This window comes from Streptosporangium sp. NPDC049644 (genome assembly GCF_040675205.1).
Classification (GTDB): Bacteria; Actinomycetota; Actinomycetes; order Streptosporangiales; family Streptosporangiaceae; genus Streptosporangium; species Streptosporangium fukuiense.
On sequence record NZ_JBFAOJ010000077.1, the window covers coordinates 15139 to 28065 of the forward strand.

Sequence of the window (12927 nt, forward strand, 5' to 3'; positions counted from 1 at the left end):
TGCGTAGACTTTGTGGGCATAGCGTCCCAAAGCGTGCAACCCGACTTTCTGGGTACGCTTTAATTGCCCGAACCTCGGTGATTCAACGCCACGGCAATGGGGAACGGATATCGTGCGTCCAGGGGTCCCGGCGCCCGTCGGGGCAGGGGTCGGCACTGTCGAGGTGATCGTTGGCTCGTCGCACAAAAAAATTCGCCGATATGGCCACGGCGCTTCTGGTAATTGTTGGAATCCTGGTCGGACTGCCGATCGGAATGGTCGGAGAATATTTTCCGAAAACGGTGGCCGAGAACCGGATCACATGGGTCGCGATTTTCGGGTTGACCGCCTTCCTCGCGGTCCTGCTGACCCGGCTGACACCGGAACTGATGAAGTCGCGCGCTCGCGGCGGGCTCTTCCAGGTGCCCGGCAGGAGGGCGGGATGGGTCCGCAGAACCGAGCTGGACGACGTGGTCTCCACCCTGACGATGAGAGGCTCGGGAACGGTCGGCCTGACCACCGGCATCGCCGGGGCGGGCGGTTTCGGTAAGACATCCCTGGCCGTGGAGGCGTGCCACAGCGATGAGGTGCGGAAGCGGTTCAAGGGCGGCGTCGTCTGGGTCACCGTGGGCCGCGACCGCGCCGGTGTCGACCTCGCGGCGCTGGCCAACGACGTCACGGAGGCCGTGACCGGCACCCGGCCGGAGTTCTCCAGCCCGGAGCAGGCCGGCCACCGGATGGCCGAGATCCTGGCGGAGCGGGGCCAGACGCTGCTGGTGGTCGACGACGTGTGGAGCCTGTCACAGCTGAGCCCCTTCCTGGCCGCGGCGGTGCGGTCCCGGGTGCTGGTGACGACCCGCCTGCCCAGAGCTCTTCCCCCGAACGCGATCGCGATGATCGTCGACGAGATGGCACCGCGGGTGGCCGTCCAGTTGCTGAGCCGTGGGCTGCCGCCGATGAACCCCGGGGCCGTCAACAGCCTGATGGGCCTGACGGGAAGATGGCCGCTGCTACTGGACCTCGTCAACGCGCGCCTGCGTGACGAGTACGGCGGCGGGGTGAACCCCGACGTCGCCGCCCGCCGGGCGGTCGAGCGGCTCGGCCGGGCCGGACCCGCCGCCCTGGACGTCACCGTTCCCCGCCAGCGGGAGACCGCGGTGCGCGTGACGGTCGAGCACAGCCTTGAGGCTCTCGGTGTGTTCGACCGCGCCCGCTTCCTCGAGCTGGGCGTCTTTCCGCAGGATGCCGACATACCGGTCGGCATCGTCGAGCTTCTCTGGCGCGCCACCGCCGGACTCACCCCCGAGCAGACCGAGCGCCTCTGCGCGAGGTTGCACGACCTGTCACTGATCAGCAGGCACGGGACGGAGGGAACGGTGCCGTCGGTCACGATCCACGACGTCATCCGTTCACACCTCCGCTCGGAGTACGGGCTGGGGAGAGAGCGCGTCGAGGCGGTCAACCGCGACTTCCTCGACGAGGCCCGCAACCTGATACCCGACGACGACCTCGCGGCGGACGCCGAATGGTGGAGACTGCCCAGGGAGGTGCCCTACCTCTGGGACCATCTGCTGTTCCACCTCGCCGAGGGGAGAAGGCATCGGGAGCTGGAGTCGATCCTGCACGACGTGCGATGGTTCGTCACCCGGATACGAGCCTTCGGGGTGGCCGCGGCGGAGTCGGATCTGATGCTGTCGACCTCCCGCTCCGTCGCCGGGGTCCGGCAGCTGATCGCCCGGAGCGCACACCTGCTCACCCCCTTCGAATCGGATGCCGTCTCCACCGCGAACCTGCTGGCCCGCCTGTACGCGTTCCCGCCGATGCGGGCGTCGATCGAGCGCTACAGCCAGGAGACCGAGACCTCCTTCCTGAGAGCCCGCTGGCCGCTGCCCGACATCGGCGCCACCTGTCTGCTGGGCGTGCTGACCTCGACGACGAAACGGCTGAGGGACGTCTCGATCACACCGGACGGATCGAGATTCGTCGTCCACGGCCGCGACGGTGTGCAGATATGGAAGACCGACGGCACTACCCGGACAACGCTGGCCACTCACCGGAAGCCGGTTCACGAGGTCGCCGCCGCGCCGGACGGTTCGTGGCTGGTGACCCGTTCCGGACGCCGGAGAGTGCAGGTCTGGGGGATCGACGGCACCCAGAGGGCGATCCTGGAGAACGGCGTCGGCAGGCTCGCCGGGTTGGTGGCCGCGCCGGACGCCTCGTGGCTGGCGACCCTCTCCGCGCGGGGAAAGGTCGTTCTGTGGAACCCCGAAGGAAGCAGGCGCGCCGTTCTGAAGAGCGGGGTCGGCAGGCTCGCCGGGTTGGTGGCCGCGCCGGACGCCTCGTGGCTGGCCACCTTCTCCGCGCGGGGAAAGGTCGTTCTGTGGAACCCCGAAGGAAGGAAGCGCCTGACCCTCAGGAGCCCGGTCAGGGTGAGGACCAAGCCGAGAACCCTGAGGGACACCCTGCTGATGCGCGGCTGGAACCAGGAGAACGAGAAGGTCTCCGGCCGGAACAGGCCGATACGCGAGGTCTCCAAGATGGCCGTCTCGCCGGACGGCGGCTGGCTGGCGACCCTCTCCGGAGACGGGAGCGTGCGCCTGTGGGGAGTCGACGGCGACGAGCGAGCCGTCCTGACAGGACACGTCGGAGCGGCACCCGGGATCCGCATCGCCCCCGACGGCAGCTGGCTGGTCACCTGGACGTCCACCGGCTCGGTCCGGCTGTGGGAGTCCGACGGCAGGCAGCGGGCGGTTCTGCCCGGGCATGCCGGGGTGGTGCGTCAGGTGGTGATCGCCCCGGACGGCAGCTGGCTGGCGACCCTCTCCGAGGATCGAAACGTGCGGCTGTGGGAGTCCGACGGCAGGCAGCGGGCGGTTCTGCCCGGGCATGCCGGGGTGGTGCGTCAGGTGGTGATCGCCCCCGACAGCAGCTGGCTGGCGACCCTCTCCGGAGAGCGGAGCGTGCGGTTGTGGGAGTCCGACGGCGGCGAACGGGCAGCCCTGTCCGGGCATGCCGGGGTGGTGCGTCAGGTGGTGATCGCCCCTGACAGCAGTTGGCTGGCCGTCTGCTCGCAGGACGGGGAGATCCGGATGTGGCAGTCGGAGCGCTCCGGACGGCAGAGCCGCAGGGGCCGGACCGGGATGGTGCGCAAGGTGACCATCTCCCCCGAGGGGAACTGGATCGCCACCCACTCCGGCGACGGCTCGGTGAAGCTCTGGAACGAGGACAGGATAGAAGGGGCGACCCTCACCGTTCCCATCGAGACCAGCCACTACGGCGCGGTCTCGCCGGACAAGACGTGGCTGGCCCTCTGGTCCGGCGATCACGTGATCCGGATACGCGGAGCCGGCGGCCGCAGGAGGGCCATTCCGACAGGGCACACCGGACGTGTGCGGGGAGTGGCGATCGCCCCCGACAGCACCTGGCTGGCCACCTGGTCGGCGGACCGGACCGTACGGCTCTGGGGTGCGGGCGGCAGCAGGAGGGCGGTGCTGGCCGGTCACACCGGGCCGGTGCGCGAGGTGGTGATCGCCCCCGACAGCAGCTGGCTGGCCACCTGCTCGGAGGACGGCACCGCGCGTATCTGGTGGGCCGACGGCACCGAGCGGGCAGTACTGGTCGCGAACATCCGGGCGACCGCGCACATCCTCATCTCCCCGGACGGCGCCTGGCTCGCGACCCTGTCCATCTACGGAAAAATCCAGCTCTGGAAACCGGACGGCAGCAGGTACGCCACTCTGAAAAGCAGGGTGGAGGCCATAGGAGAGATCACCGTCGCACCCAACGGCAGGTGGTTCGCCATCGTCTCGGTCAACGGGACGGCGGGCCTGTGGGGAGCCGACGGAAAGGCACGGGCCTCGCTCAAGGGATGTCCGGGAGCGGCACGGCAGGTGGTGATCGCCCCCGACGGCACCTGGCTGGCCGCCTGCTTCGAGGACGGCACCGCGCGCGTCTGGTCGGCCGGCGGCAGGGATCGGGCGACGCTGTCCGCGCAGTCGGGAAGGATCCGCGGCGTGGCCGTCTCCCCGGACAGCAACCTGCTCGCCACCTGCTCGGACGACGGAACCATCCGGCTGTGGGACAGGTACGGAGAGTCGGCGGGCGCCGGAGCCAGGGTCGAGGCGGGCCTCAACTGCCTGGCCTGGTTCCCCAGCGGCTTCGGCCTGGTCGCCGGGGGAGACCAGGGCCTGTACGGCTTCGACCTCTACCCGCCCCCCGCCTGAACCGAGGGGTCGGGTCGCTGTGTACACGGCGAGCGCGACGGCCACCCTGTAATCGGCCGACACCCGGTGAACCGTGTCGGCCGGTGTTTCACGGGCCGGACGCAGCCCCCATCTCGTGTGCGATGCTGACGTCACTCAAGATGGTGCTTCCCGGCCGCGACGCTCTAAGGCAGGGACGCTCCCCATGGATTCGATGCGAGAAAGTCGCAGATTGCGGGGTAAGTGTGTCGGCCGGACGGAATCCGCAGACGGCGAAGGAAGAGCCACGGCTGTACGGTTGGATGATCGTGCTGGCCGCGGTGGTTCTTCTCGCGGACCAGACTTCGAAGGTCTGGGCGATCTCGGCGCTCTCGGACGGCGAACGCATCCCGGTGATCTCACAGCTGATCCAGCTACGACTGCTGTACAACCCCGGTGCCGCGTTCTCGATCGGGGCAGGGGCGACGTGGGTGTTCGCCCTGGCGGCGGCCGTCGCGGTGGTCGGCATCCTGTACACCGGGCGGCGGCTACGCTCGCCCGCCTGGACCGTCGCGCTGGGCGGGCTTCTGGGCGGCGCCTTCTCCCACCTGCTTGACCGCCTCCTGCGTTTCCCCGGGTTCGGCCGGGGGCATGTCGTCGACTTCATCGACTACGGCGGCCTGTTCGTCGGCAATGTCGCCGACATCGCTCTCGTGGGAAGCTGCGCCCTGCTCATGCTGCTCAGCCTGCGTGACGTCCCCCTCGGGGGCATGGCCGACCGAGGGAACGCCTGAACCAGGTCCTCGATACGGCACTCGGACTTCACCGTTCCGGCCGCGGTTCTTCGGCGAGGCGTCGCTGCGATCTTTACCGCTTATCGCCCAGGGTCCGCTCCGAGCTCTCTGCTTGGTCGGCGAGCTCGGAGCGGACCCATCAAGGGATGCCTATATGGCTACTCCCATCCGTACGCCGTCGCCCTTCTCGGTAGGTAGCGCCGAAGGTTCTCGGCGAATCTTCCCCATGCGGAGAAGGCGAACCCCTTGGCTATGGGGGAGGTGAAGCCGTTCCCATGTATTTCTGCGTTCGGGCCGTAGGCGTGAATTCTGAGATAGAGGTTCTTCTTGTCTCCAGCCTTCCTGAAGATTTTAAAGCTGATCTTGGATCCCTTCGGCTCGAAATGCCTGCCCAGTGCGACGAACCTGAAATATGTTTGGCCGATCCCGTGAGTCTTGACAGTCGCGTCGGGACCTCTTTTAATGTCCAGCCTGCATACTTCATTAAGGTGAAGATTCTGGCCGCAGTCGTTTTTGAAGGGGAAGGCTCGATTGAAGTGGGTAAGGATCCACCTCATGGCGTTGGCCGGCCTGAGCTCTGGGCGGTAACCGGCCGGGAACTCATAGGTGTAGCTGAATCTGCCGTCTAGGTCGAGGTTGTTCTGCGGATCTCCGAATCCGTACTCGTAGGCGTTTGCGTTGCCCCCTTGGACGGAGTCCACAGACAGGAACCGTCCGGTGGTCGGGTTGTAGAGCCGAACTCCCATGATGATCAGGCCACCGAGCGCGTCGCTGCTGCGCTGGTGGCTGCCGAGCCAGCCGTAGCGGGTGGGATTCGTGGTGTTCTCGGCCCGGGGGGCCCCGTACTCGGTTTGCTCCCAATAACCGCCGAGGGGGGCGGTCGGGGAGTTCGCCGTGGTCGCGACGACATCCCCGTGCAGGTTGGAGAGTTGGAGCGTCACGGTGCCATCGCTCTTCTGAATCGCGGAAAGCCCCGAGGACCCGGTGAGGTTCCGGGTCCAAGCGCCACCCGCTTCAGCGATCCAGGCCGGGCTGTCGCTGTTCCCGAAGTAGTGGTTGACGACCTCGGTACCGGGGCTGCTCTGCATGGAGTGAATACGGTTGGCAGGATCGATGCTGAACGTCCGGGTCTGGGTGCCCTGCGTAAGCGTGGACACCATGTCGTTGGAGTGGTAGCCGATCTGCAGGCCGGCTCCGCCGCTGACATCGGTGCCCGGAACCGTAAGGGTCCGGCCCAGGTTGTCGTAGGTGTAGCCGGCGGAGTTAAGACGATCCGCGGCGTCGTAGGTGTCGTTCTCGCTGATCGGAGTGGTGCTCGTGGTGCACTCACCGTTGGCGGCGGGACCGTGGGTGGTCTTCGCCGTCCGATTGGTGTTGACGCTGAAAGCGTAGAGACGCGTGGTGCACTCACCCTGGTAGGTGTCGTAGACCTCGCTCAGCCGTCCGACCTTGTCGTAGCGGTAGTCCACGCGTCCCGCGGGGCCGCTGGACCATGCCTTCTGGCCGTTGAAGAAGGTCCCCGCGTCGAACGAGAGCCATGAGGTGCTGTCTTTTCCGTACGCGCGCTGAGTTTCTTTTCCGGTGGCGTCATAAGTGTGGCCCGCCCATATCTGCGCGAATCCGTACCACTCGCCGATGCTTTGGCCGTCGCCATTGTATGCAAAGGTGACGACACCGCTGTTGTTGGGAATTCCCATGTCAACTGCGGTGACCAATCCACGGCGTTCTTCCCGGCCGCGGTTGTCGGCGCCGTCATAGGTGTAGGTGTAGGTGCCTTTTCCGTCGTTGAGGGTGGCGACCTGACCGTCCACGTTGTACGTGGTGGTGGCGGTGTTACCTCCGGCATCGGTGTAGGAGATGACCCGGCCGAAGCTGTCATGAGTGGTGGACAGAGTCTTGTCGCCTGCGGATGTGGTTGAAACCAGGCCGTTCTGCTGGTCATAGCCGGCCACAGTGTCCGGAATCGCAGTCCCGCCGTCCTGGGCGGGTGTGACCTGCAGGCTGCTGCGGGTCGGTCGGCCTGCCGCGTCGAAGGAGCTCACGGACGTACGAGTGGTCCCACCGGCTGTAGAAGTCACCTTGACCGGCTGGCCGTAGTAACCGTAGGTGAAGGTGGTCGTGGGCAGAGGATTCCCAGTGGGTTGGGCCGCCGGTACGGTCCTGCAGACTTTCCCTGCCCAGTTCGGCTTCAGACCACATGACTGGACATGTGGATGGGTGCCTGCGGTGTAGTAGTAGGTCAGCGTGGTGCCGGCGTCGGTCCCGCCAGAGGCAGGCATACGCATCTCGATCGTCCGGCCGTCAGAGTCGTACCGGGTGCGTTTGACGATATCGGTGGCGCCGGGCACGACGGTGGTGATGGTCGTCGGCATGGCGAGGTCCCACCCGGACGGGTCAGTGCCCACGATCGGGGCGTATCCGGTCACGGTGGTCTTGGTATCGGCGGCGACCGAGACAGCGGTCCCGTCGATCACGGTCGGGAACACCTTCATCGTCGTGACGATTGGAGCCGGCCCGGGCTTCGGACGGCCTTCGTCGTACGTATAGGTGGTCGTATTGCGCGCCGAGACCGTGGCACCCGAGTCAAGGACCGCACGATGTGCCGGACCGGTCTCGGAAAGTGGTTCGCCGCGGCTGCCGTACTCGGTTACCGATGCGAGCAGGTCTGCGCGCTCCGCGCTCGTGTTGCGACCCCGCACGTAGACGTCGGTCGAATCGGTCGGCACAAGTGCCTGAGCTCGGTTTTCAGCGGACAACGACCAGACCACCTCGCCCGTTGAATTGTGGCGACGAGCCGAGATCTGCCACGCGCCGGCGCCGAACTTCGCGGCGTTGACCGTACGTCCGTTGACATCCTGATAGGCGATTCTGGCGTATTTCCAGTCACCGGCCTCCGCCCGATAACTTCCGTCACCGTTGCGCGGGGGGACATGGGACGGGGGGAACAGAGCGCTACCTTCGACTGGAAGGTCACTGGTCTGTGCCCAGGTTCCGGTCTGTGTCGCAGACAGGTTGATGGGTGCCGTCTGACCTGCGATGGGCACGTCGTACACAATGGCTTGCCTGATCTCACGATTCTGATCGTCGACGCGTGAGATATGCGCGACCCGGTTCTTGGTCGAGTCGTACTCCAGTGTCCAGGGGGACTGCCCCGGCGGTGTGACCTGGGACAGACGCCCATGACCGTTGTAGTAGTAGGTCGTGAACAGGTTCGGTGAGATCCTCGGATCCCAAGTCTGACGCAGTCGACCGCTTGAGTCATAAAGATAAGAGGCGACCGTAACGGTTCTCATGGAACCGGTCTCGAGGTCGTAGGCCGTGTAATCGATCTTGGACACTTGGCCGTTGACGGCGCCCCAGCCGGAACCCAGGCCCGTCGCGGTGGTGGACGTGGCGTAAGTCAGTGTCAGCGCGACGCAGCCCGGATTAAGAGTGCTCGTGGTGCAGGTGACTCCCTGCGGCGCCGCGCCCAGGATCTTCACCACACGACCGGCTGTATCCCGATGGTAGGTCTGCTCGACCTCATCCCCCGGAGCATCGACGCTAGCGGCGGACCAGATTCCATTGACCGCAATGAAGACGGTCTTGACGTCGTCGGGGCTGGTGAACGTGAACTGGGTGGCTGAGTTCTTGACAAGCTCGCCGGTGTCCGCGGCCTCCGCGATGCCAGTGAATTTTCCATTGGCATCTATGACATACGTCGAAATCGAACCATTGGTCTCAACGAGATTCACGTACCCTTCGGCACTGTGATCCTCGAATTTCAGACCGCCGACCCCACCGACCGGGTCGGGGAAAGAGGGGGACCATCCCGGACCGAACGGGCCCGATGCCACGATCCCCGGGTTAAGCGTGGTGTGACCACGATCAACGGCCAGGCCATTGACATTCACGTCGGTCTGGTCTAAGGAGAAGTCTCCGGTATGGAGGGACAACTGGCCCGGTCCGATGTTCCCTACGGCCTGAGAAGCGCCGAAGGACGTCCGTTCGACAATGATCGTGTTGGGGACGGTACATTCCATGCCACTTGAATTCCCCGAGTAGCAGGCTTTGACTTCAACGGGTCCGTCACCCTTGCCCCAGCGGGCGAGGGATTTGGTGACGTCCCAATCGAGTTGGGTGAAGTCCTTGCCGGTGTCACTGCGGGTGAACGGCCAGGCAGACAGGTTCTGTCCGGTGCCGGGGACGGTGATGTCCGCCACCGGGATTTCACCCCAGGTGGTCTGGTCATGGTGGGCGGGCCGGTACTTGTAGGTGACCCCGGTCTTGGCAGGGACGGCCGAAGCGGTCAGCGGCGCGAATCGCTGGGTGCGGTCGTCATCGACGGGGGTGACCAGACCGCCGATGCCGACGCCGAAGTGGTACCAGGCGGTTGCCGACAGGTTGCCCAGCCCGTCGTGGGCCTGAGCGTAGATGGCATGCCAGCCGTTCTTTGGTGTGATCCAGAACTCACCGGGCGAGCCGCCGCCGTTGTTGGTGACGGCCTCGGTCGGGTTGGAGTTGTCGATGGACCACTGGTAGCCCTCACCGTCATCGCTGATGGTGTCAACGGTGCATCTGACCTCGTCGGTTCTCGCTGCGTTCCACACCCCGTACTCGTATTCGCACCAGATGGTGGGGGTGTGGGGAACGAACCCGTCGACACGGTGGTCGGAGTAGGAGGTCCAGGCGCTGTAGGTGTGGCCGTCGAAGGCACGAACCCGCCACTTCCACAGCATGGCGTTGGACAGCAGGCCGGGGGGAAGGGTGACAGTGGCCTCTTGACCGGAGGGGACGAAGGAGCTCGACCTCGACCACAGCGGCGTCCCGTCCGCCTTGACCGCCTCGAAGTCCAGGCGGACGGCCCCGCTCTCGGGATCGGTGGCGACGGCCAGCAGTTCGGGATTGGTGCCGCTGTAGTTCGTGTTGTTCCAAACCTTGTACGGGGTCAGAGCCAGACCCGTCGGCGTGGCCGGTGCGGTGTTGTAGGTGACCTGCAGCGCGGGCGGGTTGGTGTTCTCCGAGGAGGTGAACACCCGGAACCCGGTCGGGTCGGTCTCCGGTGTGGCCTGGAGCGCGAGGCCGTGGTTGGGCTGGCCGTCGGCCCATGCCTGGGCGATGGCGGTGGCGTCGAACGGCATCACCCCGGAGGGGCAGGAGGAGTCGAAGCCGTGGGAGTCGGTGGAGACGGCGGCGCCGTCGGCGGTGGTGGTCGGCTGAGTGTTCCAGGTGACGGTCGAGGCCGACCAGCTGGAGGTGGCCCGGCGGATCTGCACGCCGGCTCCGGTGTCGGCACACTGCTTGGCGTAGAGGTTGCGCATGTTCAGCTTCGCCGACAGGATCTTCTTACCCGTCAGCGCGGAGGCGTCGAACTTGATGAGCCCGCGCCACGGCATGTTGGTCCACGACCCGACGTCCATCGTCGCAGCCGAGCCGTAGTTGGTGTTGGGTTCCAAGGAGTAGACGGCGGCGTCGGCGACGGGAGCCAGGTTGAGGGTCGGGTCGACCGTCACCGGGTACTGCGTGGCCGGGTCGGCCAGGAACCCCGCGTCCGGCTTCAGCACCAGGACCTGGCCGTCCTGGCCGGTCTCCACCTTGGTGGACATCTTGGCGCTGCGGCCTTCCGCCGCGGGGCTCAGCGCCGCCTTGCCCGCGCCGGCCTCCCACATGCGAGGCGTCGGTCCGGAGGCGACCTTGCGGTCCCTGCCGTCGGTCACGGTGAGGCCGCCGTGCTTGGCCTGAGCCAGCTTCAGGCCCTTGGTCTTGATCGGTAATCGCAGCTCCAGTGGCCCCGTCGGGCGCTCGCGCAGGACCAGGTCGTAGCGCAGACCACTCTTGAGCGCCTGTACGACCAGGTCACCGCCGGGCACGGCATCCTTGAACGTGGCGGTGTTCCCCGAGACTTCGGGTTCGCCGAGTTCGGAGGGCCAGGAGACCGACAGAGACTTGTCGTCCTGCTCGAGTGTGGCGAAGGGGTCCTTCCCGCCGGTGGCGGAGATCCCGACTTCTGCCGGGCCGGCCTTGGGCCGCAGCACCTTGCCGTCGGCCACCAGGCTCAGATCGATCGGGACCAGATCACCCATGTCGTTGCGGACCCGGACCGGGCCGGAGAACACCTCCGTGGTCAGCGTCCCGTCCGGGTTCGCCCATGTGCTGGACGTCTCGGTCCGCTCACCGGTGATCTCCACCTGGGACTTCTGCTGACGTGCCGTCAGTACCGCCGACACTCGATCCGGCCGTTCGGCCGTCAGCTGATCAGCCTTCGGCTTCGGATCCGCAGCGGCAGGGGGTGCCTGGGGCACTCCTGACAGTAGTGACAGGCCGACGGATAACGCGGTGGCCTGAACGATGAACCGGAACCCAGGTCGGCGAGACGGGCGTCTCACGGGTGGGTTCCCGCGCGCGTTTTGCGCCATTCCATACCTCGAAACGGTCAAGGAATAAAAATTCTCTAAATAGATATTCGGGAAACCGGAAATCCGCTCCTACGGCGAGCGTGACCACATTGGCCTGTCGTGCCTGGTCAGCGACCGGTGCCGCGATGTGAACCTCAGCGCGAACCGGGAGGAATCCCTAACTTGCCGGGGTCCTGGGCTTGATATGGTCCCTTGACGCTCTACCCGGAAACATGTTCCGTCTGCGCTGCACGTCTAGATGATTTTCGGGCGTATTGCGTGACCACATTGATTCTGTGTGTATGTGGTTCAGGGGGTTGTGTCGTTGTTCACCCATCCCATGGCATGATCCGGAGCGCGTGCCAGGATCTCAATATGTTCGTTGTCCGGTGCGGGCACGCCGTGCAGTAGGGGTGAACCTGGTCCTGTGTCGATGGACGCCGGGATCATCTTCTTTTTTGTTGAAACTTTTTCCTGCCGTCTTCGCTTTCCGGGTGCCCGTGCAGATGTCTCCGTAATTAGAATGGAAAACCCGTTAGGTCGACGAGTTGAATTCTTAGTGTATCTACCGAAGTGACGGATCAACATACCGCCTGAATCTGATCCTCTCTGCACCCCTGGCGGTAGGCCGTCTAGAACTTCTGCGGTACATGAACCGGGGCTTTTGGTCCCGGATGCCGACCTTGAGTGGTCAGGGTCACGACGCGTCGAGGATCAGGCCGGTTCCGGAGCTGAAGCCGTTCAACGGCGTCAGCCGGTACTGCAGGGTCGAAGCTCTCCGGTTGGTGAGACGGTCGCGTCCCTGGGACGGGTGGGTGGTTAGGGCGCCCCGGTGCGGATCAGGTGGCCGTCACGCTCATCGGCGGTCAGCCGGTCTCCGAGCACTATGGGACTGGGGCGCACAGCACCAGCCGCCACTTCCGCCCTCCTTGCGTCGTTCGAATCGTTGATGGCGGTGCGGCGGCCTTCGCCGGGCTGTCCGTGAGCAGCGGGCGGTTACGACGCGTCATCCTGCCGCCACGAGCCTGTGGGCCTCGACAAGCTCGCTGCAATCGAGGCCAAGCGACCCACAAGCGCGACCGGTCACGATCGGCGACCGACATCCCCCAGCCGTGCCCGGAAGGCACGACCATAGTTGTGGAGTCACTCCTGTGCACTGGTTACTCAGCCGTGCCTCCGCTCAGCGGATCGCACTTCCCCTGATCGCCGCGGTGACATGCTCTCTCGTCCTGCCCACATCCGCGATCGCCGCATCCGCCCCCCCTCCTGACAACGAGGTGGTGTCTGCGGCGAACGACGTCAAGCTCATCGACCTCGGCTCTCTCGTCGGCAACTCCGGCTCTGTTGGAGGCATCAACAACAAGGGGCAGGTTGCCGGGTCGATATCGGTCGCGCACAACAACGACAACAACAAGGCGACTCTGTTCTCCGTTGAAGACGCGCCTCCCGTGTCACGGATGTCCACGCCGGTCTCGGCGGCGATGTCAGGAGTAGCGTCGCCAAGGACGTCAAGAACGACGGCACGGTGGTCGGCTGGTACGACGACTCAGGTCCTGAAGACGGTAAGTCTTTCCTTTACAAAAACGGCGCCGTGACTCG

At 65.6% G+C, this 12927-nt stretch carries 4 protein-coding genes; 3 read left to right on the plus strand and 1 reads right to left on the minus strand.

Annotation, left to right across the window (positions count from 1 at the left end; all coding sequences use genetic code 11):
* Positions 1-281: 281 nt before the first annotated feature.
* Both AB0J58_RS32475 and AB0J58_RS32480 read left to right on the plus strand, forming a co-directional pair.
* Positions 282-4202 carry an NB-ARC domain-containing protein gene (locus AB0J58_RS32475; RefSeq protein ID WP_364223077.1) on the plus strand — a complete coding sequence of 1307 codons (3921 nt, stop codon included), beginning with the start codon at positions 282-284 and terminating at the stop codon, positions 4200-4202.
* Between the two features lie 281 nt (positions 4203-4483).
* On the plus strand, positions 4484-4954 hold the full coding sequence (locus tag AB0J58_RS32480; protein WP_364223080.1) for a signal peptidase II: 471 nt from the start codon (positions 4484-4486) through the stop codon (positions 4952-4954).
* 158 nt (positions 4955-5112) lie between these two features.
* Here AB0J58_RS32480 and AB0J58_RS32485 read toward each other — a convergent pair whose 3' ends face one another.
* Complete coding sequence (locus AB0J58_RS32485; protein WP_364223083.1) at positions 5113-11235, minus strand: DNRLRE domain-containing protein; 6123 nt, start codon at positions 11233-11235, stop codon at positions 5113-5115.
* A gap of 1244 nt (positions 11236-12479) precedes the next feature.
* On the opposite strand from AB0J58_RS32485, the gene AB0J58_RS32490 reads away from it, so the two are divergent.
* Positions 12480-12923, plus strand: a complete 444-nt coding sequence (locus AB0J58_RS32490) for a hypothetical protein (RefSeq protein WP_364223086.1) — start codon at positions 12480-12482, stop codon at positions 12921-12923.
* Positions 12924-12927: the final 4 nt, after the last annotated feature.

Bases quoted from the DNA above. Each gene is read 5' to 3' on its own strand.
- AB0J58_RS32480 (WP_364223080.1), top strand. From the start codon at position 4,484: ATGATCGTGCTGGCCGCGGTGGTTCTTCTCGCGGACCAGACTTCGAAG.